Origin of the sequence: Paenibacillus lacisoli (assembly GCF_030580655.1) — a bacterium.
GTDB classification, from domain to species: Bacteria; Bacillota; Bacilli; order Paenibacillales; family Paenibacillaceae; genus Paenibacillus; species Paenibacillus lacisoli.
The window spans coordinates 1-20,524 of sequence record NZ_JAUQTB010000016.1 but is presented as its reverse complement, the minus strand read 5'-3'; the positions used below and the strand labels follow the sequence as shown (position 1 = coordinate 20,524).

Below are 20,524 nucleotides of genomic sequence, written 5' to 3'. Positions count from 1 at the left end.
CATGAGTGTACGGAATAAAACAGCTGCTGCGGTGCCTGTCCAAGATGATTTGAACAAACGGACCAAGCAGGAGTGGATTGAGAGCGCAGCCGTCTTGAAGCGAGAACGCTTTGAGATTGCCGGCGCTCTTTTTAATTGCGGGGAACACGAGCTGCTATCCCGACAAGAAGTACAAGCCAGAGTGGATGCCTACTTGCATCCAGCTCATAAGGAGGAACAAGTAAATGTCGATTCAGCGGAATAGACCTGGCGCATACGTCGAGCTGCACGCCAAGGCACTGGCCAGGGTGACCCCAGCTTCCGGCCGCGTGCTGCTCCCTTATCAATCCGAGTGGGGAAAGCCGAACTTAGCGGTGGATATGGCCGACGATACCGAGCGTTTAGCAGAGAGCGGCAAGCAGGTTGATGTGTTAGAACTTGCGGGCGAGAATGGGGCGACCGTGGTTGGTTACCGGGTAACCAATGGCCAAGAGCTTCCGGCGCTGTATAGCCTTCAGGATAGCTATGCGGTCGAGGCGCGCTATCCGGGCACTCGAGGCAATGACTTTGAATTTATGATCCGAACAAGCTTGATCGATGCCACCAAGAAAGAAATTTTGGTGCGGGACACCAAAGGCATTTATGATAATGAAACCTTCCTTGTAGCCGATAAGGCTGCTGCCGTCTCAGCGACCGAACGGTCCAATATGATCCGCTTTAAGGATCTGGGGGCTGTCGCTTGGGCAGATGTGGCCTTTACACCTCTTACAGGCGGGACGAGCGGTACCGCGACGATTACCCCGGCTGATTGGAGCCGCATCTTTAACCGAATTGACGGTCTGTTGTTTGACGTGTTCTATCTGCCTTCAACTGACAAGGCAGTCCAAGCGGCTGCCAAGCAGTGGCTGCTGGACCGCCGTACCAAGGCTCGCAGGCTGGCTCAGCTGGTGGTTGCTGGAGAGGCAGCCAAGGATGGAGATATCGAAGCACATAATGAGCGCAGCCGGAGTATGAATGCCCGCTGGGTCATTAACAGTTCCTTGGCTGGCGAACATTCCAACGGCAAGACTTATGACTCCGTGGCCTGGGCAGCCTGGGTGGCGGGTCTGATTGCCGGTACACCGGCCAATAAGTCGTTGACCGGTGTCAAAGTACCGATGACCGCGGCCAAGGTGGATTGGAGCCACAGCGAGGTACTGAAGGGTCTGGCTGAGGGGACACTTATGGCGACTCGTGATGGTTACGACTACATCATTGAGTCAGCGGTGAACACGCTGACGACGCTGGGTGACGGCGAACGTGAGGACTTCGGGAAAATCCGTGTGTCCATGACGATTGATCAGCTGCTCAATGACATTTACTCAACGGGCAAAAAGTATCGCGGTAAGCTGGACAATGATAAGGACGGCCGCGGTCTATTTATTGCTGCTGTCCTTGAATACCTGAAAATCCGTGCGCAGCAGAAGGCCATTGCAGACACGTATTCCTTCGGTGAAAGTGCGACTCAGACAAGCGACTTCGATTATGCATACTTCGATTTGTTGGCCAAGCCGTTGGATGCGATCGAAATCTTTAATATCAATTGGGAGGTGGCATAATTTATGGATCGCGAGCTGATTGGCCGGAACCTGTCTGTTCAAGATGACAACGGGGATCCGATTCAGACGATCAAAGAAATTGAAGTCACCTTGAAGCCGGAAACGCTAGATATTGTTCGGGCTAAGCGGATGACGAAGACTAAACAAATTGTGGGTTATGAGATTCCGGTAAAGCTGGTGATGTCGAAGCTGGAGTCTCGCCTGCGGTACCGATTATTGGATGACTTTAAAGCAGGGAAAACCATGGTATTGGCACGGATCACGGGAGCCCTAGAAGACAGGCAGACTGGTAATACCGAGCGAGTACTGATCACAGGCATTCATATTCATGATGATATGGATATCATCACGGCTAAAATCGATGACAATAATGGCATTGATATCACTTTGAGCGGGACCGCAACGGACTTCGAGTTTGTAGAGAAGTTTCCAGATTACATGGCATAAGGGGCGCATTTGCGCTCCTTTTACTTTTCCCAAAATAAAATATTGGAGGCATCACAATGAGCGACAAACTGCAGAAATACCTAGCTTCAGCTAAAGAAGGAAATAAGCCAGAGACCATTACGGTGGCCGTGGATGGTGAGAAATGGTCGGTACGTCGGCTGACAACGATGGATGTCCGCCGCTCTTTTGAGTTGGCATACAACGAAGACGGCTCCCCGAAGGACACTTACAACGAAATTGATGTGCAGATCGTCAAGGCAACCGAGCATGACTTTGATTGGAATAACACGGAGCTGCTAAAGGCGTTCAAGTGTACGATGAAGTTTGAGCTGCCACCGCGTCTCCTGTCGGATCCGGATGAGTTTGCTAAGCTCAGCAAGGCCGTTCGTAATTTTCAGGAGACGAAGGAGGCCTTGATTGCTGAGGCAAAAAACTCATCAAGCGAGACGGAGAAGCAAGCTGGATAGCTTCATTCTGGATTAATCAGAAGCGCCTGCCTGCCGAAGTCTTGCCTTATGACGTAGATAAGAATCGTCAGTATCACTTCTGTTTGGCGGCCAGCATCATTGCTGCTGAAGAAGCCAAGCGGCTGGCTGAGAAAAAATGAGGAAGGAGGTGAGTGACCACGGCTACAACATCAGTAACGGTTCCATTTGAAGCCCGAGACCTGTTGTCCGGCGCTGTCCGGAAAATGCGTAGCGTGATCCAGGGAGCGACCGATGACCTGATTGATTTCCGGCGTACTTCTGGGGATATAGGGGAGGACTTCGTTTCCAGTAGCCGTAGAGCGAAGGAATCGGCGGCGGACCTGGGCCGTGAGATTGGTGGAGCAGCGGACGAGGCTCGCCGAATGGATAGCTTTCAGATGGGTGACCTGTTCGGGCGAGCCCGCCACGGCGCCGATGATTTCCGGACAATGGTTCACCGGGCAGAATCTGAAGTAAGGGGTATGAGTGATGCTCATGTCCAGTTAAAGGCTCATGATGGAATTACTCCTGTATTGGACGGCATTTCATCGAGACTATCCAACTTAGCTGCCGCCGCAGGTGGCATAATCATTGGCAGTGGCGTGAAGGATGCCATGTTTGGTGATGTTACAGATTATTATTCGGCGTCGGCCCGTAGTGCGGCTTTTATGCCAGCTGATGTCCGGGAACAAGGATTATCTACTGCCGACGAGCTCTATTTGAAAGGATACTTTTCGTCTCGATCGGATGCTGCGAACCAACTGGCCGATGCAGCACCTTTGGTCAGTGATAAGTCGCAAATAAGCAACTTCTTAGCATCCTCAGCAAAGATTCAGAAATTAAGACCCGACTCGGGTGCGGAAGAAATCAACCGAGCCCTAACCCAATCCGCAAGTACGTTTAAAGAGAGTTACGACCAGGTAGCAGACAGTATGCTGTATGCGTTCGAGAAGGTAGGAGACCGGCAGCAGGATCTCTTCGATACCTTTTGGGAGTACAGCGGATATTTTAAAAAGACAGGCGCAAATTCGGGCCAAATGGCAAACTTTCTGACACAGAGTATGCAAAATGGGAGCTTCAATTTCGATAAACCGGCCGATTTTATAAAAGAGACCTTCGGAGGTAAGGCCCTGAACACGGGTGATATGGCCAATTACTTCACGCTGCGCGGTGCGGGGAAAAATGAGGCTCAGCATCAGGCCCAAGCCTTTACGGATGATATCAACTCTGGAGATCAACAGCGTGTCAAAGGCGCGATTATGGCCTTGGTTGGCGACTTGGCCAGTCAAACGGCAAATGAGTTAAAACAATCACTGACCACGCTTGGCTCCGCCACGGCTGAAGATAATGGCGATGCTATTATGAAGACGTACCAAGTGCCGTTTCAACAAGCGCCAAGTAGTATCACTGGTACTACAGATCGTCTGGTGAATGCCCAAAAAGCAGCAAATCCCATGCAGGATTACATTGAAACCCGCCGCCAGATCGATAAGCAGATGCAGGATATAGGGGCTAATCTATCCTCGGCTGCTTTGCCTGTTATGAAGGAGTTCAATTCTCTAATATCAGACAACCAGGCAGAAATATCAGCATTAGGAACTAAAATTGCAGACTTTGTTTCAGGTGTAACTAGCTTCTACAATGAACATTTCTCAGTTGTGAACAAAATGATTATAGGGCTGCTAGGAATTGTAGCGGTAAAGAAGACGGCTGAAGGAATAAAGAAGACCTACGATCTTTTTAGTGGAACACGAGAATCAAGAAAAGGTGGCCCTTTCAAAACAGAGTCTGCAGGTAATGCTGAGTCAATAACAGTGCGTGCAACGCACGTATATATCAACGGCCCTGTTTCTGGAGACAGAGGGCGAGGTGATCAGAAACGTAAAAAACGCGGGGGAAGCAGAAAGGGCGGGGCTCGAGGGACAGGACCTTCCAGTACAGGCTCAAGGAAATCAAATTGGTTTGGCGGCCGAAGAAATCAAGCGCCAGAGATCGATATTCCAAAGAAAGGCCTTTTTGAGACAGGGACCAGCAAAAGTATCTGGAGCCGCATGGGGTCAGGGTCAAAGTGGCTGAAAGGTGCATCCGGATTGCTGAAAGGCGTAGCAGTCATTGGTACAGCCGCCAATGTAGGAATAGGCGCATATGACATGTATCAAACTGCGAAGGATGAGGGTTGGAAAGAAGCGATTTCCACTAAAGGTGGTTCCACAGCAGGCAGTTTGGTTGGCGGTGTAGCTGGAGGGGCTCTAGGTTCCCTGGCTGGTCCAATTGGTACGGCTGCCGGTGCAGCCGTGGGCAGCTGGGCTGGTGAGAAGTTAGGGGCACTTGCTGACTCCGCAGGCTGGACTCGCGCGACTGTAGACTTTGTATCTTCAACCACTTCGGCAATTAAAAGCTGGTTTGGCTTTGGTAAAAAGGAACAGCCCGCGAAACCCGCACCTCCACCTGAGGCAAAGGTTACCTTCGGGAATATGACACCCGAAAATGCTCAAAAGATCCGGGAGACCTTTACCTCCTTCCAGCAGGATGTGGCGAAGAATGGCATGAAACATGCCCTGACCAACGCGCTGGATCAGAGCGGTGTGACCAAGGCAGCAGATATTCTAAAAGACAAACTGGTTGGGGTGTTTAAGGGTACGGATAGCAAAAAGGCTAAAGATAATATCCATGCCGTTGGTGCAGTAAGCAGCAAGTCCACCACGAGCACGAAGCAGCTGGGCCAGGCAGTCGGTGTGATGTGGAAAGGATCGAACAGTCTGCAAGCTCAGCAAAACGTAAGAGCCGTTGGTACGGCGGCGCAGCGAACCGGTGAGAAAGCTAAACAAATGGGTCAGACGGCCAAGGGCAGCACACAGGAAATTGTCCGAGGTGCTGCCCAGGCTGGACGCAGCTTCTCAGGGGTTAGCTCGGCGGCTCAAAGTGCGGCGTCGCAAACCCGCCAGCACCTGCTGTCTCTGCGGAACATCTCGAGCGAAGGCAGCAGCTGGGGCAGCAACCTGATTAGCATGGTCGCTTCAGGGATTCGTAGTAAATTTCCGACCCTGACGTCTGTGGTATCCCAGGCAGCCGACGTAATCCGAAAATACCTGGGCTTCCACTCGCCAACCGAAGAAGGTCCAGCATCCGACTCCGATCGTTGGGCCGGTAATTTTGTGAACATGTTTGCAGACGGCCTACGACATGAGCCGATCCAAGACCAAATGAAGCGCATGGCAGGCGCTATGCGAAGTGGAATTGAGGGAATGCAAAGCACCAGCCTAACAACTGCCGAGGGGCCAATCCCAGTGGCCAGCTCGCTATCCATTCCTGCGCCTGCAGCCAATCGTTCAGTCACGATCCAATCGATTCAGATGGATTTCGGTTCGCTTGGTCCTGGGATCTCCAATTTCAATGACTTTGCGGCCGCACTCAAGAGCCCGCAAGGCCGTTCTTTGATTCGGCAGGTCTTTGGCGAGGAGTTGTACAATGTACTGGAAATGGGAGGGTAAGCCATGTTAACGATGATCCGGGACAAAAACCGGTTCACCTTTCCGATTACGCCTGAAGAGATCCAGATTACAAATGCGAACGAGGTGGATAGCTTCACCGTCATTACAGGCGAAGAAAAAACAGGCAAGAGACTCACTTCCAAGCTGAAGCGGGTCTCTTTTTCTGTGATCTTCCCAAGAGCTTGGAAGGATATATGGGAAACGGGCAAGGAAACGGTGAAGTATAAATCTCCGGAGCAGGCTTGGAAACTGATGGAACAATGGATGAAGAAACCAGTCGTCATTAACTTTGAGTCACTCTTCAGTCAGACGATGTGGTTTGAAAGCATGGAGGGTGTGTATAAAGACGGTCAGGCGAACCTGCACATGACGATGACCTTGGTCGAATTTTCACCTGTGGAGATTGTGTCCTACTCCAATACCAAGCAGCTGCTCAAGCCGGGCGTCATCATTACCAAGGCTTCTAAGAGCAGGCCTAACACAACGGCTAAGGCTTCAAAAAAAGATAAAAAAAAGAAAAGTACCAAAGCCAAGAAAGCCAGCGATAAAAAGAAGAAAAACAGCAGTAAAAAGGCATCAAAGGCCGCAGCGAAAGCTGCAGCGGATAATGCTAAAGGCGCCTTTGATTATACGGGACAGCAAAAAAAGATCTCAAGCAAAATTAAACAGGTAAAGGGTTGATCTCGTGGACCATTTTGCGGTTATCTTCGGCAAACAAGATGCTCGATCACCGCTGACCGATGCAGTGACGGAACTGTCCTGGTCTTCCCAGCGGGATGAAATCGCCCGAAGTATGTCCGTCCGGATGAAGGATGCCCCGGATATACATGTAGCCGGTATGCTGATGTGCTTTTCCCAGCAGACGAGGGGTGTATTGCTTCATGCCAAGAACCAGTTTTTTCACGGCCCCATCATCAAAGTGGAGAAGGATGAATTCACAAACGCTTGGGAATTAGAAGCGAATGAGATTAGCTGGTATCTGGCTAAGAACAAAGGAACGCGGCCATATTTGAAAGGGGATGCCGGGGAAGAGCTGCAGCGGTTTATCCGAACAACAGGTATCGACTTCCGCTGCCCCAAATTGGGCTTCACTTTGGATGAACGATACGGCACGATGCCTCACTCGGAGCTGATCCTAGATGTGTTGCAAAAAGCATATGAGCGAAGCGGCTACCGCTACCACCTCGATGTGATCCGAACAGATCAGAGCTTTTACCTGCAGGTGACCCGTGAAGGAACCAACACCAAGGTTCCTATTTTTATTCCGGACCAGATGGAGGCAAGCACAGCAGGATACAGCTTGGAGGAAACCTACACGGTCGTCACCGCTCAGAAATATAAGGACGACAAACTGATCGCTTCCGTCACAAAGTCGGATGCTGGTGGAATCAAGACTCTTGGGCGGATGGAAGAAATTCTGGAAGTTGAAGAGAACGAAAACCCTGCAACTGTAGCCACGCAGCGGCTGAAGTCATTATCGACCCCAAAACAGATCAAGAAGATCACCGTTAAGCATGAGGACCATACGCTGGCCGGGCTGCGAGCGGGTTGGCTGGTCTTGATCAAAACGGACCATGTCTCGAAGTGGATCGTTGAAAGTGCAGACACCAGCTTCCGCAACGGTCTATATACCGTCCAACTGGTTCTAGAAAGGAGAGAGGCCTAATGCTAGGGAATGCCATAAAACTATTCAAAGAAAAGGTTGCCGCGCACATCGATGCTCGGGACACGGAGCGGGCAACTTTGCTGAGCTGGCCAGATGCTCGTATTGAAGTAGACGGAGATCCCTACCCGTATGAGGCCAGTAGCTTGGTGTTTGCTGATTACCTGCAGGAACAGAAGATCGAGATCACGTTTGAGGTCGAGGAGCCGGCAGTCTCAACCATGAAGGGAAAAATGGTTGTACCCAGCCCACTGCAGGTTGGTGACCGCCTAATCGTCTCCCGGATGACCGGGCAGCGGTACTACGTGTTGGGAAAGGAAGTGAAATGAGATGGCCGACGAGTCCTTATTTCCAGAGTTGGACCTATCGGAAATGGATGTGGCGGACCTCGTTGATTCGGTGCCCTCAGAAACGAAATGGACGTATGTCACGGATTTCCGAAACCGTCGTGCCGTCTTTGATGATGCGGGCCGTCCTGAAAAGACGAAGACCTACGCGGAATACCTGACTCAAACGGCACTAAAAATCCTGAATACCGAACGATTTCAGTATGTCATCTATACCGGGAATATGGGAGTCGAGCGGTCCGAATGGCCAGGTTGGGAAGATGCCGAAATTAGCCGTGACATTGAGGAGGCATTAACGGCTCATCCTGAAATTGAACGCGCAGAGGTAGTCTCTATGGAACGGAGGGGCCAAGAAATGAGTCTAACGATTCGGATTGAGGGAACAGCAGGAAGTACAACATTGGAAGAGGTGATTCCATTATGAATATTGCTGATCTGCCAACGTTTCCGGATATGCCGATCTTGGAGGAAACGCCGGACATGATCTACCAGCGATGGGTGAACCGGGCAATCACACTTTCCAACGAGCGGGGACTGCCGCCGCCGCCCGTCGCGGAGGGCGAATACTTCTATGATCTGTGGTATCCGATCGCCCAGGAGCTAACTGAGCAGCAGGAATTACTGGCCTACGCCTTCCTGCAGGCGTTTCCGATCTGGGCGGATGAGGAATTCCTCGATGCACACGGCTGGACCGAGGGTACCCCTCGTAAGGCGGGGGAGGATGACGACACGTACCGTTTGCGTTTGCTGGATAAAGTGTTTACGGAGGAAGGCAGCGGGCGGCGAAAGGATTATGAAGCCTGGGCTAAAGAGCTGGAGGGGGTTGGGACTGCCTTCGCTCGTGAGAAAGAACGGCATGACAACTCCATCGATCTCTACCTCACGGACATGACCGGTCAGCCTGTGACGCAGGCATTCGCGGATCGAGTCAAGGATTTGCTTTGGGAAGACAAACGGATTGCTGGGCATGACCTGGCTGTTCATCCAGCGCCCATTTTCCTGGTTCGTTTGGAGGCTACCTTGGATACAGCTGTAGATCTTACTGAGCTGACGGAGGGAATCCGTAGGCGTGTGCTAACCTACGCTGCTGATCGCTCTAAACTGGTCTATAACGTCGTCGCTTCGCTGCTGCTGGTACCAGGCGTAGAGAATTACAAAGACTTCAAGCTCAATGGTGATGCGCAGGACGTGGAGATTCCGGCGGCTTCGCTGCTGCAGGTTGAGGTGGTCCTGTTATGATCCCGCAGCGATACCGGGAGGTCCTCCCACCGCACTGGTACGAGAATGAAATAGCGGAGTGGCACTTCGGTATCATGGAGGAAGCGGTGGATACCCATGAGGCCAAGCTGGAAGAGCTGCAGGGTCAATTCTTGCTGCAGCGGGCCACTTGGGGGATTTCGGTTTGGGAGTGGATGTACTTTCATCAGGTTCAGTCAGGGACGCTTGAGCAGCGGCGGGAAGCCATCCGGCGCAAACGGCTTGCGAAACGTCCTTTTACACTGCCGGCGCTTCGCCAAATGGGTGCCCAATACGGGAAGCTGCAAGTTGTTGTGGAGAAGTTTGAGGATAAAGAGATTCACTTCGAGTACGCTGCTAATGCGCCGATTAATGTGAATGGCTTGCAAACCGACTTTGAATATGTGCGGCCTGTCCACATTAAGCAGGCGGTGACGGTTGCCAAGCCGATCACAGAGCAGATTGCTGTGAAAGGATCGGCCTATCAGCATACCGTGGATTATCCTATCTGTGGACTTGAGATGCCGCAAGAGATCGGCGTGAGTGGTACATTAGCAGCCGAAACAATGAACCTAGCAGGGCAGCCAAGCTATTACCGGATAGACAGTCCGATTGCTGGCTTTGAAATTCCGATGAAGGAGGGAACAACTTGATGGCAAATGTCATTCAACCCCGGCTGCTGGATTTGATTGTCGAGAGTCTGAGCGGCTATTTTGATCACGCTCTGATCAACCTGGGTGGCGAGTTGGTATCTTATCCGATTCATAATACCGTAATTTCCGGATACTTGGTCCGTAAGTATGTCTATCTGTTGGATACAGATGCTGCTGGGAAACAGATCTTGGGCGCTTCGCTGATGGATAAGGACGGAAACACCTTGGCCAACCAAAATATGAATGTTGTTAAGAATGACAAAGGATTTTTAATTGGTTTTGATTTTACTGTGCGATTGGAGGCGAGTACCGTTGTATAACAAGGAAGTATGGAAGGATGAGATACCGGACCTGACCCGGCCGGTCAAGGATACGGCTGGCAAACAGAAAATCGACCCGCAAACAGGCCGGCCATTATATGAACTCGTTCAGGAAGGGACCCGAATTACCTCGGCCAGATTAAATCATATAGAGGGGGGGATCGAAGGTGCTCATAACTTGGTCGAGCAGTTGGCCAAAGAGCTGGGGGGCAACTTTGTAGCTGCCATTGATGGTGTGCAGGGACTTCAATTTACCGCCAAGGAACTGTCGGTATCTTGGACGCCTGGAGTCGCCTACGTAGGTGGTAGAAGGTTTGAGGTAGCAGCTGGCGACATGCCTTTAAACGCTACCCAAGGTCAGTATTTGTATTTGGACAACGATGGAGTGGTGAAGAAGACAACATCAAAAGCAACAGCTGCAGCAGCATTGTTGCTTTTTTATGTTGCGACAGATGCCAGTGGTGTCATTTCGACTACCGACCAGAGGATGAACGTAAACATTTCTGAGCTTATAAAGAAGCTGGATAATGTTCAGGTACCTGTGGCTTCAGTGGATACTGCTGGTATCGTAAAGCTCAATGACACGCTGACCAGCACATCAAAGGACCAAGCGCCTACAGCTAATGCGATCAAAAAGGTGAATGACGGTTTAACTGCCCACTCAGCCGATACAACAAAACATATTACAGCAACAGAGAGGTCGGCATGGAACGGAAAGGCTGATGCATCTGCTTTAGCATCCGTATCAACAGATGTACTAAAATCATCGTATAATATCCAAAATTTACAGCGTGAGGTCGCGTATCTTACTCTGAAACAAGCGGCATCAGACCGAATCAACAACGGAACAACATTCGGCAGTACATTCGCGGATTCGTTCAACATGACGATTGACTACACCAAAACCGCGACAACTGCGGCATTATCAGCGGGAGCAACGTCATTCTCCGTTAATGATGCTACAGGGTTTTCCGCAGGCAAGGAATTTACGATTTACGACGATGTCAACAGCGAGCGTGTAACGGTATCCTCTGTATCAGGCACGACAATCACGCTTAAGGCAGCGCTGACCAAAGCGTATAAGTCAGGCGCTAACGTAGCGCGGACGATGGCGGTAGCAGACGCAACTAATAGGGCGCTGAAATTCGGCGGTTGGTCAACGCAGGTGACGAATACAGTAACTGACACGACAGTAGTTAATAGCGCGTATGGTACGACCGGTAATGGTGGACGGAAGTTAATTCGGTTGAGTAACGGGTGGTTGGTTGTGGTTGTAAGAGTAACGAGTCCAAGTATTGCACGTTATTTTTATGTATCAAAAGACAACGGAGCAACTTTTACTCAATTAACTTATACGCAAGGTATAGCTGATGAGGATGCGTGCATAGCTTCTTTTGGGACGAAAGTGTATTGTTTGATGTCAAATGGTGCTAACACATATTCTCTTTGGTTCGATGCAACAACAGTAACTAATAATTCACAAACTGTAATATTGTCACCTGATACGCCTCAAACCGCAGTAGGTAAAGTATCTCTTGCCATTAACGAAGCGGGAACGGAACTACATGCGGCGTGGACGAGTAAAAACAGCACGTACCCGAACAGCTTTAATATCCGTTATGCCAAAGGTACGATTAATGCCGATGGTAGTGTGACATGGAGCGCTGCGGAGCAAGTAACTGTAGCCAACTCTTCTACTACTAATTTTAATACACCTTCCGTTATCGTTAAAAATGGAGTGGCTTATATAGTAGCACAGTCATTGAATACGGTGGCTGGCAATGATTATAAAATAGGAATCATATCGCGTGGACTTAACGGTAATGGTTGGTATAGTGATACATTCAATTCTGGATGGGGAGCAAGAGCTTTTTACACTTCTAGTTACGCTCAGAACTTTCCCTCCGCGATCTTTGTCTCGCAAAGTATTAACGGCCTAGCAAACGGTCGGATATGGGTTGCGTGGGGTGGCCTTGACGCTACAGACTCAAATATACAAAATATTCGAGTCGCTTATTCAGATGATGTCGGAGCTACATGGACAACTCCGCAAAAATTAACAAACGGAAATAGCTATATCCAGGCAGTTCCAAGTATAAGCGCAGATAGACAAGGAACAATATTTATTGTTTTTCAGGGGCAATCACCTGCTGGGAACCCACCATACAGCATAAGAGCTATAAAAAATGTAGCAGGCGTATGGGGAAGCGTGTACGACGTCAAGTTATCTACAACTAGTTCGGGTATGACAAGTCCGTCTGTCCTTTTTGATCCTTCCATGGAAGTCACGGAGCCTATATTTATTTACATGGATACAGGGAATCCTAAAGTCGGATTTTACGGAACATGGACAATCGGAGGCGAAATGCCGATCACGCAAAATGACGTGCGCTTTACGCTATCCAACACAGATGAAGTCGTAACGTGGGTACAGCATGACGCCGGGTTAACGGTGACAGCAGCGCTCAACGGGCAGGCCATGGACAAGACTAGCGCAAATAATGAAGACGAGTTTTCAAAGGCGTTGTCGTCGGTTCAGGCAGCAGAGGTAAGGCTGAACATGAACCGCAGCAGTACGAACGACGATCTTAAAATAACTCGAATCTTAGGGGGCATCGGATAATGGGTAAACTTGGTTACAAAAGTGTTGACGGTGAAATGAAGGGGAATAATCCGCAGCAAAAGATCGTTGAACTGGAACAGCAACTGGAAGAGCAGAAAGCTGTGAATGAAGCTTTAAAGACAAGTGATCTAGACAATAAAGAAGCTATTGCCAGCCTGATTGAGCTTGTATTGTCTGGGGGTGTAACGAATGGATAAGACAGCTTTTGCGAAAATCTATCTGGATCTGGTCAAGGCGGGGCGTCGCGATGAATCCAGCGTACCAGAAGAGATTAAAACCGAATATGAGCAACTGAAGGAAGCGGAGTCCAATGCTTAAGCTGCGGGATCGGCTTTTTTTGTTGTTCTTAGAGCTCGTCATGAAGGGAGGTGAGTTCCAAATGACCGACGCGATGAAGCGCAGTTTTGCCACAACCTATGTATATCTGATTATGAACGGCCGCCGTTCTATTGAAGACGTACCTTCTGCATTCGTGGATTATGTAAAGGGTGATCTTGGTATGACAGAGTAAGAAAGTTTTGTTTCCCCTGGAGGAATCCGGGGGCTTTTTCTATGAGGAAGTCCATGATGAATAGACAGGGGGATGAAGGGGATGAATGAGGGGGTCTCAACAATCATCAAGGGTATTGCCACGGCTTTTGGAGCCGTGGCAGGATACCTGTTTGGAGGGTGGAGCGTCTTGATTAACTTATTGTTGATTATGGTCAATGTCGATTGGCTGACCGGCTGGGCGGCTGCCTGGATTCGGGGAGAGCTGAAAAGCCGAGTCGGATTTGAGGGTATTGCCCGGAAGGTGGTCATCTTCTTGATCGTCACAATTGCGCATTTTGTGGATGTAGCGCTGGGGAATCTGCATTACTTCCAAGATGCAGTGGTTTTCTTTTACCTGGCCAACGAGCTGCTGTCCATTATAGAGAATGTGGGCAGGATGGGGGTACCGATGCCGGATGTACTGCGGAATGCTGTTAAGATTTTCGAATCAAAGACGGAGGCGCCTGAGAACCCGAACCTTCCGGATCCACCGGAGAACAATGATCACACACAGAAACCGGCCGTTTGATAGCCGGCTGACAGAAGGGAAGTAAACCATGATATTTAATCCAAATAAATATACCATTGAACGGCGCTACATCGATAAGCGTCACAATGTACGGCCTGGAACCCGACTCACCTCGGGAACTCCGGGCTTTTTTGTTGCGCATGATACGGGAAATCCAGGAGCGACTGCAGAGAACCATTTTAATTACTTCCAAAGATTGAAGGACCGTGCTGCTTCAGCGCAGACCTTTATTGACGACAAGGTAATCCTAGAGATCATTCCGACCGGTACCGGTCCGGATCCTGCTGAGAAGGCCTGGCACGTTCTTTACAGCGTGACTACAGACAACGATCGTTTCGGGGACGATGCTAATGACATTGCCCTCGGGGTAGAGCTTTGCTATGGCGGTAAGATCAACTTTACTGAAGCGTATAATCGATTTGTCTGGTATATGGCCTATTGTTGCTGGAGGTGGGGCAAAAACCCTTTGACTCATATTCCAACACATAAACAATTGGATCCGGCTCGCAAGCGGGACTGTGACCAGGCACTTACCTTTGGAGGAAAAGGCTTAAAGCAGTTTCTGTACGATGTTGCAGCCGAATTGAACGGCGAGGCAGTACCGCACATTCCTGAATCAGACAAGCTGCCGGAGAACGTCTCCAATGCGCTCATTAAGGACTATGTTCAGCCCGCATGGGCTGCTGCTCATGCTGCAAAGGCGGCGCAGGAGAAGGCACATTTTCATAATCTGGCTGACAATCTGCGGAAAGCAGCGGGGATTCTCTTGCAAGGACAGACTAAAGCAGGAGTGTTGGAAAGGTTACCCAAGTCTAACGCTCAAGAAATTATATTTCGCTGGCTTAAACCTGCTTGGCAGAAGGCTCATGAAGCAGGAGATGCTACCGGCAAGAAGCATTATAACAATTTGGCTAATTATTTGAGGCGGTCAGCGGGCATACCAGAGGAGTAAGGGAAATTGTTTATTCAGTAAAAGTTTTTTGTGCTACAAAACCATAGGCGATTCTTTTGGAAGTAATCAAAAGACAGAGCCCCATATATTTCTGGGACTCTGTTTTACTTGAAAAATTAATTTATAACTTCAACTCCTTATAGACGTAAGCACCTTTTTGGAATTGTACCTACTTTATAGTGCTTTTTGAAGAAATCTGAGACATTAGGGAACAAGTATACATCAGTGTACCCTTCGTACCATTGCCCTTTTTCACCAATTTAGGAGATACTGAAGCAGATGTTGGATCATAAGCAGGAATACGAATTGGTCAGTAGCTGTGCCAGACACGACACGGAATTTGAATTTAGTTCTTACAAAAGGTTTACCATGATCGTAATGTCCAGTATTCATGTCAGGGAAAGTTTATGTACATTCTTAAATGTTAATTGAATTCAACTAAACGAATCACATTCATTACATCGGTATAAGGTATCCAAACAGCACCTTCATGAGTCCTGACTTTAAATCGTTCCTTATCCAATGACTTCTCTGCTCTCCCCTTCATAACACTTTGATCGTAAAGTTTGATTAATATCCTTTCATTATTGATTTCTGCGTTTTTTATTTCGCTATAAATTGAAAATGTAGGCATTACGCCTCTCCCTCCTAAATCTTTTCACCTGAGTAATTCTGAGTAATTGTAGTTATTAAGGTCCGTATTGACTAATCCTATCTTCCAAAAGATAATACCTTAGTAGGTAATGATAGTAAATAGGAGGATAAAGATGAATAAAGTCCCAGTACCGGGATTTAGAACCGGAGCTTTGTGGAAGAAGATTCTAGCGAGTGTATTCTATGTTGGTGTAATCCTTACAGTTATTATTTTGATTTTGCTCAAAGATAATAAAATATCAGGCAAAGATAATCTAGTCATTAGCCTTCAAGGAGTGTTGTTCCTCCTATTTTTGGTTATAATTCCGTATTTATTTATTTTCGATATCATGGGCGTGAGAGCAAGAACTCCTCTGCTCCGTTCATCAAAACCACTGAGAATAATTATAGGTAGTGTTATAGCGGTAATTCTATTAGTGGTAGGGTTGGGAATTACAACAATGTTTATCGATAAACTACATTCCCAGGAGTACTTGGCAGAACAAAAGGAAATAAGAATAAAAAAAGAAAGAATCGCTGCTTTAGAAAAAGAGAAACAAGCAGAGGCAGAGAAAGTAAGGCGACAAAGAGAAGTAGAAGCCAAACAAGCGACAGATCGAGAAATTGAGAAGAATGCTAAAGAAACGACTGCAGCTGAAGCATTAAAGAGAAAACAAGATGAACAGCAAAAACTCCTTGCAATAGAAAAGCAAAAAGAAGAAGAGAAGGCCAAAAAAGAGGAAGAAGCTGAAGCTTTAGCAGCAAAAACTAATTTGGAAGAAGAAACGGCTGCTGAAGAAATGAAGAGGGCAGAGCAAAAACTTTTAGAAGAACAAAATAAAAAAATTGAGGAAGAGCAGCGAATAAAGAAAGCAAAAGAAAAAGTTCTGGCTGAATCAGCTGAAAATTATAAAGAAGGCTTAGAAATATATAATTTAGGTGGGTCTGTTGAGTCGATAGACTATTTTAAGAAGGTTATTCCAGAAGATCCAAACTATATTAATGCTCTCGGGTATATCAAAGCAGCGGAAAGGGATGAATATAGTTCAGGCTTAGAGCCATATGACTATCTTGTTTTAAAAAAGAATGCTGATAAATATAAGGGGATTAGGACATATTTCCAAGGGAAAATAACAAGCATACAGGAATTTAAAAATAAGACTTTTCTTATTTTATCTACTAAACAAGAAGAGTTCGGAAATTGGACCAATGATGTAGCTGTAACTTATGATGGTTCAATGGATGCAGTGGAAGGAGATGTTATTACGGTTACGGGTGAAATAGAAGGTAAATATTCTTCTAATGTTCAAGCAATTTTAATAACTCTAGGAATCAATAAAATCAATTTTAATTACACCCAAGGTACTAATACAGAACTCATGCCGTATTTTCATGCAAAATACTATAATGTGAACAATTAATTTAGATATAAGCCTCACTTAATCTTATGAGATTAGTGAGGCTTATTTATTCATTAGTCAGTAGGATTCTTCTATTGAATAGGATCTTTTGTTCCTATATAATGTAGAACATATATTCGCATACAGAGGTGATTCACATGCCAGTCAAATATGTTGGGGAGATCGTGGAAATCGTATATCTGGATCAAGCAGGCAATATAACACAGCGAAAAATTGAGGTCCATAGCGTGCGTAATGGTTTAGTGAAGGCTGAGTGTCTTCAGACCAGAGCACCGCGCACGTTCCGCCAAGACAACATTCTGGCATGGAAGCACATCAGGAAAGGAGCCTGAGTCCGATATGTTATCTGATCTTGAGCGCAAGCTGCTGCGTATCCTGTTTAATTACTCTGCACAGCACCGGCATATGCCGTCTATGCAGGACTTAACCAGTAAGACAGGCAAGAGTAAGGCGGAGATTATGGAGGCGCTGAAGGGGTTGGAGAAGTCCATATATATTGCCTGGGAAAATAAGGCCAGTACCCAGGACATCAAGCTGCTGGAAGGCTGGGAACGGCAACCTAAACAGTCAGTAAAATCGACTGCGCCTCAGGGGAAAATTGATTATTGGACCCAATATTAAGGAGTGGTGTTTGTGGCGAAGAAGCTGGAGGGTAACGGATTTTGGGAAAGCTCACGCTATGTCCTGCCAGAACACAGAGATGCAATGCAAGAACGAGAGCAGGAGCAGCTGCGTCGCGGCCGGCCGGTCATTGATGAGCAACAGCTGCAGGAAATTGAAGTAGCCCTGATTGATTCATATAATCAACGTTGCGAAGTGAAATTGGTGGTCTTCAACCCGTTCGAGGATGAGGAGGTTACTGGAATTGTAACTGTGGTCAATACATATACCAGAGAAGTTAAATTATTTCAGGGAAATAACTTCAGATGGATCAAAGTGGAAGAGATCATTAAGGCGTCTTTGTAATTCTAGAGAATTGATACATATTGAAGTCTCTTGATAGAAAAGAGGCTTTTTTTGTTCGTTAAGCTAACTGGCAGGATAGCGTGGCGGCCATGCAGAATCAGTTAAAAACTAAATAGGAAAGAGGTGATCTCAATCCGAATCCATATCATCGGCGGATCAGGTAGCGGCAAATCCTATATCTCGGAGTTACTGAGCGAAAAGCTCCGGATTCCACATTACGATTTAGACGATATTTTCTGGGATTACCAATCGAATGAATATGGCGTTAGGACACCGGAGGATGAACGTGACCGCCGGCTCAGAGAAATCATTAGTCTTGATTCGTGGATTACAGAAGGCGTGCACAGGTCGTGGGTAGGTCCGAGCCTTGCCGCTGCGGATAAGATCGTCGTACTGATGACGCCATTGTCTGTGCAGGAGGAACGGATCTGGAAGCGTTATGAAGAGCGCATCGCCGGCATCGTCTCAAGCAAATAACGCGAGACGCTCGAGGGCATCCATAACTTGCTGGCCTGGAATAAAGACTATAATCTTAAGCTGTCTAACTTAATCGCCAATTGGGACTATAAGGATAAAATGATCCTCGTTCGAGATAACCTGGATCTTCTTGAACTTCAATTGATATGAATTCGATTTAGCAGATAGGACTTCAATTGCCGTTTCGGCATATTACGCTAACGGGGAACGATAATTCAATTATCGGGATGATTAAGAAGCCTGGGAGATCCCAAGCTTTTTTTATTATCGTGTGTGGACTAATAGGTATGCTCTCCCTTATCATAACGATCTCACACTTACCATCTGGCCAGAAGCAAACAATGCAAAATTAAGATTGTACCCACGGACGGAGTTACTTCGTAAGACAGCATAAAAATATATTTTTACAAGCGTGTCTATTTCTTTTTGGATTATGCTATCATAGATAGGAATAAATTCCTAAAAAGGGGCGATTTTATATGAAAAAGAAAGCAGTTACTGGTTTCTTAGCATTACTTTTAGTGTTACCAAGTGCATCCATAGCCTCGGCACACCCAGGCAGAACAGATTCGAATGGCGGCCACACATGCTGGACTAACTGTTCAAAATGGGGCTTGGATTATGGTGAGTATCACTATCACAATGGAGGAAGTTCTTCCTCAGGAAGTTCAAGTTCATCCTCTAGTCCAAGTTCCAGCTATTCTACTCCCAAAAGCTCCACTCCTAAACCAGCTGCACCAACCTACAAAGCATCTGGACTTAAGGTATATGTAAATGGTCAGCAGCTCGTTTTTAGTAGTAAACCAGTAGTTTATAAGAATACAAATCTTGTTCCTTTACGTGAGATTGCAGAAGCACTAGGAGCATCAGTTACTTACGACAAAGATAGTGGCACGATTGGAGTTAAAAAAGGAAATAGAAAAGTTACCTTAACAATTGGAAGTAAGACTGTATTTTACAATGGCACGTCCGAAACATCTAGTGCGGCTCCTATAGTGATTAAAGGCGTTACATATGTACCAGCACAGGTTTTTGCCAGAGGACTAGGAGCAGGCATAGAATTTAATTCAAGCACTAACTCACTTAAAATCAAATTGTAGTTTTTAGCATAGAGGATCTGACCAGACCTCGCTGCGTATAACTTTGTTGCTTTGTTGAAAAATAAGAGTATAATTTTTAAATTAAATTCGGAACACAGGAAGCACCTGTATCTCTCTTTAGAGGGACAGGTGCTTCCTTTTTTCGTTCTTCATTATAATTTTTAGGAGGAGTAACACATGATTCGTTTTCAATTGTTTTTAAAGCGGAAAACAGAGGAAGGCACTATTATTTATAATGCTGGCTATGCTCACTTCAGTAATATTGAAGACATGAAAATCGGAAAAGGATTATTTCTTTTGACTGATCAAACCCATAAACTGTCCAGTGGTTACCCAGAACTTAAAGCTCTCTCGTCCGATTGCGTTATTTTGGATCATTTTCACTTTGATGGTATGGACACTATAACAATAACCGATGATAAAAAGTTATGGAATTGAATAAGCAAGCCGCATAATCATCAGCTACAGCGGCTTGCCCGATCATCGATAAGTCTTCCAGGTATCCATGGTGAGGTTTAATGGTTGTACTCAGCGTAAGTGAGGATTAGATGATACAATTCGTTTACGAATACATGAACTCCAACTATAGTGTACTGAAGAGTTTGCCCATCTCGAGATGATCGCCACGATGGTGTATAAGCTGACCAAGGATGCGACACCGGAGATGCTGAAGGCGGCAGGGCTGGACCCGCATTTTGTCAATCATGATAGAGCTCTCTTCTACCAGAATGCAGCGGGCGTGCCATGGACGGCAGCCTATATTCAGGCCAAAGGCGATCCGATCGCGGACCTGTACGAGGATATTGCGGCCGAGGAGAAGGCGAGAGCGACCTACCAGTGGCTGATTGATATGACAGATGATGTAGACCTGCAGGACGGATTGAAGTTTCTGCGGGAGCGGGAGGTCATTCACTCCCTGCGCTTCCGCGAGGCGGTCGTGATTTTGACGGAGGAACGGGACCGGCAGAAGATATTTTGATTAGAGAAGCGGCTCGCATATGATATTATCCCCTCTAAGTAGACAGTGTGTAAAAAGCGCACTAATGTTTACTTGGAGGGGATTTTTCATGGGCGAAATACGGAAGACATAT

General features: G+C 47.3%; 25 protein-coding genes and 1 pseudogene. 25 read left to right on the top strand and 1 reads right to left on the bottom strand.

Annotation, left to right across the window (positions count from 1 at the left end; all coding sequences use genetic code 11):
- Window position 1: 1 nt before the first annotated feature.
- The 18 genes from Q5741_RS18745 (at window position 2) to Q5741_RS18660 (ending at window position 14,836) form a co-directional block, all read left to right on the top strand.
- Window positions 2-244, top strand: a complete 243-nt coding sequence (locus Q5741_RS18745) for a hypothetical protein (RefSeq protein WP_305025649.1) — start codon at window positions 2-4, stop codon at window positions 242-244.
- Window positions 225-1,577, top strand: coding sequence for a phage tail sheath subtilisin-like domain-containing protein (locus tag Q5741_RS18740; RefSeq protein WP_305025648.1), 1,353 nt, complete (start codon window positions 225-227; stop codon window positions 1,575-1,577). The genes Q5741_RS18745 and Q5741_RS18740 overlap by 20 nt, the downstream gene beginning before the upstream one ends.
- 3 nt (window positions 1,578-1,580) lie before the next feature.
- On the top strand, window positions 1,581-2,024 hold the full coding sequence (locus Q5741_RS18735; RefSeq protein ID WP_305025647.1) for a phage tail tube protein: 444 nt from the start codon (window positions 1,581-1,583) through the stop codon (window positions 2,022-2,024).
- Between the two features lie 56 nt (window positions 2,025-2,080).
- On the top strand, window positions 2,081-2,491 hold the full coding sequence (locus Q5741_RS18730) for a hypothetical protein (RefSeq protein ID WP_305025646.1): 411 nt from the start codon (window positions 2,081-2,083) through the stop codon (window positions 2,489-2,491).
- Window positions 2,492-2,643: 152 nt separating this feature from the next.
- Window positions 2,644-5,982: a tail tape measure protein gene (locus Q5741_RS18725; protein WP_305025645.1), complete on the top strand. Its 3,339-nt coding sequence runs from the start codon at window positions 2,644-2,646 to the stop codon at window positions 5,980-5,982.
- 3 nt (window positions 5,983-5,985) lie between these two features.
- Entirely contained in the window at window positions 5,986-6,663 is a 678-nt protein-coding gene (locus tag Q5741_RS18720; protein ID WP_305025644.1) for a hypothetical protein, read from the top strand.
- 4 nt (window positions 6,664-6,667) lie between these two features.
- Complete coding sequence (locus Q5741_RS18715; RefSeq protein WP_305025643.1) at window positions 6,668-7,648, top strand: XkdQ/YqbQ family protein; 981 nt, start codon at window positions 6,668-6,670, stop codon at window positions 7,646-7,648.
- Between the two features lie 77 nt (window positions 7,649-7,725).
- On the top strand, window positions 7,726-7,974 hold the full coding sequence (locus Q5741_RS18710; RefSeq protein WP_305025642.1) for a DUF2577 family protein: 249 nt from the start codon (window positions 7,726-7,728) through the stop codon (window positions 7,972-7,974).
- Window positions 7,975-8,002: 28 nt separating this feature from the next.
- Window positions 8,003-8,416 carry a DUF2634 domain-containing protein gene (locus Q5741_RS18705; RefSeq protein ID WP_305025641.1) on the top strand — a complete coding sequence of 138 codons (414 nt, stop codon included), beginning with the start codon at window positions 8,003-8,005 and terminating at the stop codon, window positions 8,414-8,416.
- Window positions 8,413-9,231 (top strand): baseplate J/gp47 family protein, encoded by an 819-nt coding sequence (locus tag Q5741_RS18700; protein ID WP_305025640.1) that lies wholly within the window; start codon window positions 8,413-8,415, stop codon window positions 9,229-9,231. The genes Q5741_RS18705 and Q5741_RS18700 overlap by 4 nt, the downstream gene beginning before the upstream one ends.
- The gene (locus Q5741_RS18695) at window positions 9,228-9,881 is read left to right on the top strand and encodes a putative phage tail protein (RefSeq protein ID WP_305025639.1); all 654 of its coding nucleotides are present in this window, start codon (window positions 9,228-9,230) and stop codon (window positions 9,879-9,881) included. The genes Q5741_RS18700 and Q5741_RS18695 overlap by 4 nt, the downstream gene beginning before the upstream one ends.
- Complete coding sequence (locus Q5741_RS18690; RefSeq protein ID WP_305025638.1) at window positions 9,881-10,201, top strand: hypothetical protein; 321 nt, start codon at window positions 9,881-9,883, stop codon at window positions 10,199-10,201. Before Q5741_RS18695 ends, Q5741_RS18690 begins: the two co-directional genes overlap by 1 nt.
- Window positions 10,194-12,824 (top strand): tail fiber protein, encoded by a 2,631-nt coding sequence (locus Q5741_RS18685; protein WP_305025637.1) that lies wholly within the window; start codon window positions 10,194-10,196, stop codon window positions 12,822-12,824. The genes Q5741_RS18690 and Q5741_RS18685 overlap by 8 nt, the downstream gene beginning before the upstream one ends.
- On the top strand, window positions 12,824-13,021 hold the full coding sequence (locus Q5741_RS18680) for a hypothetical protein (RefSeq protein WP_305025636.1): 198 nt from the start codon (window positions 12,824-12,826) through the stop codon (window positions 13,019-13,021). The genes Q5741_RS18685 and Q5741_RS18680 overlap by 1 nt, the downstream gene beginning before the upstream one ends.
- Complete coding sequence (locus Q5741_RS18675; protein WP_305025635.1) at window positions 13,014-13,142, top strand: CD1375 family protein; 129 nt, start codon at window positions 13,014-13,016, stop codon at window positions 13,140-13,142. Before Q5741_RS18680 ends, Q5741_RS18675 begins: the two co-directional genes overlap by 8 nt.
- Window positions 13,143-13,203: 61 nt before the next feature.
- Window positions 13,204-13,335 (top strand): CD1375 family protein, encoded by a 132-nt coding sequence (locus tag Q5741_RS18670; protein WP_305025634.1) that lies wholly within the window; start codon window positions 13,204-13,206, stop codon window positions 13,333-13,335.
- 81 nt (window positions 13,336-13,416) lie between these two features.
- Window positions 13,417-13,884: a phage holin family protein gene (locus Q5741_RS18665; protein WP_305025633.1), complete on the top strand. Its 468-nt coding sequence runs from the start codon at window positions 13,417-13,419 to the stop codon at window positions 13,882-13,884.
- A 28-nt stretch (window positions 13,885-13,912) separates the two neighbouring features.
- Complete coding sequence (locus tag Q5741_RS18660) at window positions 13,913-14,836, top strand: peptidoglycan recognition protein family protein (protein ID WP_305025632.1); 924 nt, start codon at window positions 13,913-13,915, stop codon at window positions 14,834-14,836.
- A gap of 424 nt (window positions 14,837-15,260) precedes the next feature.
- Here the strand turns inward: Q5741_RS18660 and Q5741_RS18655 are convergent, their stop codons facing one another.
- Complete coding sequence (locus Q5741_RS18655) at window positions 15,261-15,470, bottom strand: hypothetical protein (RefSeq protein WP_305025631.1); 210 nt, start codon at window positions 15,468-15,470, stop codon at window positions 15,261-15,263.
- A gap of 133 nt (window positions 15,471-15,603) precedes the next feature.
- Between Q5741_RS18655 and Q5741_RS18650 the strand changes: the two genes are divergently transcribed.
- From Q5741_RS18650 to Q5741_RS18615, 7 genes and pseudogenes are all read left to right on the top strand, one after another.
- Complete coding sequence (locus Q5741_RS18650; RefSeq protein ID WP_305025630.1) at window positions 15,604-16,890, top strand: hypothetical protein; 1,287 nt, start codon at window positions 15,604-15,606, stop codon at window positions 16,888-16,890.
- A gap of 339 nt (window positions 16,891-17,229) precedes the next feature.
- Window positions 17,230-17,511, top strand: coding sequence for a helix-turn-helix domain-containing protein (locus Q5741_RS18640; protein WP_305025628.1), 282 nt, complete (start codon window positions 17,230-17,232; stop codon window positions 17,509-17,511).
- 12 nt (window positions 17,512-17,523) lie between these two features.
- Window positions 17,524-17,856, top strand: coding sequence for a YolD-like family protein (locus Q5741_RS18635; protein ID WP_305025627.1), 333 nt, complete (start codon window positions 17,524-17,526; stop codon window positions 17,854-17,856).
- A 123-nt stretch (window positions 17,857-17,979) separates the two neighbouring features.
- Complete coding sequence (locus tag Q5741_RS18630) at window positions 17,980-18,333, top strand: P-loop NTPase family protein (protein WP_305025626.1); 354 nt, start codon at window positions 17,980-17,982, stop codon at window positions 18,331-18,333.
- A 479-nt stretch (window positions 18,334-18,812) separates the two neighbouring features.
- A complete protein-coding gene (locus Q5741_RS18625; protein WP_305025625.1) occupies window positions 18,813-19,433 on the top strand; it encodes a copper amine oxidase N-terminal domain-containing protein in 621 nt (206 codons plus the stop codon).
- A gap of 177 nt (window positions 19,434-19,610) precedes the next feature.
- Window positions 19,611-19,871 (top strand): hypothetical protein, encoded by a 261-nt coding sequence (locus Q5741_RS18620; protein WP_305025624.1) that lies wholly within the window; start codon window positions 19,611-19,613, stop codon window positions 19,869-19,871.
- Window positions 19,872-20,025: 154 nt separating this feature from the next.
- Window positions 20,026-20,412 (top strand): annotated as a pseudogene (locus Q5741_RS18615) (manganese catalase family protein); the annotation flags it as partial.
- Window positions 20,413-20,524 lie beyond the last annotated feature (112 nt).

What these genes read in the sequence shown, in the direction of transcription:
- Q5741_RS18720 (WP_305025644.1), top strand. Translation starts at nt 5,986, where the DNA reads ATGTTAACGATGATCCGGGACAAAAACCGGTTCACCTTTCCGATTACG.
- Q5741_RS18655 (WP_305025631.1), bottom strand. Translation starts at nt 15,470, where the DNA reads ATGCCTACATTTTCAATTTATAGCGAAATAAAAAACGCAGAAATCAAT.
- Q5741_RS18640 (WP_305025628.1), top strand. Translation starts at nt 17,230, where the DNA reads ATGTTATCTGATCTTGAGCGCAAGCTGCTGCGTATCCTGTTTAATTAC.
- Q5741_RS18700 (WP_305025640.1), top strand. Translation starts at nt 8,413, where the DNA reads ATGAATATTGCTGATCTGCCAACGTTTCCGGATATGCCGATCTTGGAG.
- Q5741_RS18745 (WP_305025649.1), top strand. Translation starts at nt 2, where the DNA reads ATGAGTGTACGGAATAAAACAGCTGCTGCGGTGCCTGTCCAAGATGAT.
- Q5741_RS18675 (WP_305025635.1), top strand. Translation starts at nt 13,014, where the DNA reads ATGGATAAGACAGCTTTTGCGAAAATCTATCTGGATCTGGTCAAGGCG.
- Q5741_RS18735 (WP_305025647.1), top strand. Translation starts at nt 1,581, where the DNA reads ATGGATCGCGAGCTGATTGGCCGGAACCTGTCTGTTCAAGATGACAAC.
- Q5741_RS18625 (WP_305025625.1), top strand. Translation starts at nt 18,813, where the DNA reads ATGAAAAAGAAAGCAGTTACTGGTTTCTTAGCATTACTTTTAGTGTTA.
- Q5741_RS18740 (WP_305025648.1), top strand. Translation starts at nt 225, where the DNA reads ATGTCGATTCAGCGGAATAGACCTGGCGCATACGTCGAGCTGCACGCC.
- Q5741_RS18670 (WP_305025634.1), top strand. Translation starts at nt 13,204, where the DNA reads ATGACCGACGCGATGAAGCGCAGTTTTGCCACAACCTATGTATATCTG.
- Q5741_RS18665 (WP_305025633.1), top strand. Translation starts at nt 13,417, where the DNA reads ATGAATGAGGGGGTCTCAACAATCATCAAGGGTATTGCCACGGCTTTT.
- Q5741_RS18620 (WP_305025624.1), top strand. Translation starts at nt 19,611, where the DNA reads ATGATTCGTTTTCAATTGTTTTTAAAGCGGAAAACAGAGGAAGGCACT.
- Q5741_RS18695 (WP_305025639.1), top strand. Translation starts at nt 9,228, where the DNA reads ATGATCCCGCAGCGATACCGGGAGGTCCTCCCACCGCACTGGTACGAG.
- Q5741_RS18680 (WP_305025636.1), top strand. Translation starts at nt 12,824, where the DNA reads ATGGGTAAACTTGGTTACAAAAGTGTTGACGGTGAAATGAAGGGGAAT.
- Q5741_RS18660 (WP_305025632.1), top strand. Translation starts at nt 13,913, where the DNA reads ATGATATTTAATCCAAATAAATATACCATTGAACGGCGCTACATCGAT.
- Q5741_RS18730 (WP_305025646.1), top strand. Translation starts at nt 2,081, where the DNA reads ATGAGCGACAAACTGCAGAAATACCTAGCTTCAGCTAAAGAAGGAAAT.
- Q5741_RS18650 (WP_305025630.1), top strand. Translation starts at nt 15,604, where the DNA reads ATGAATAAAGTCCCAGTACCGGGATTTAGAACCGGAGCTTTGTGGAAG.
- Q5741_RS18690 (WP_305025638.1), top strand. Translation starts at nt 9,881, where the DNA reads ATGGCAAATGTCATTCAACCCCGGCTGCTGGATTTGATTGTCGAGAGT.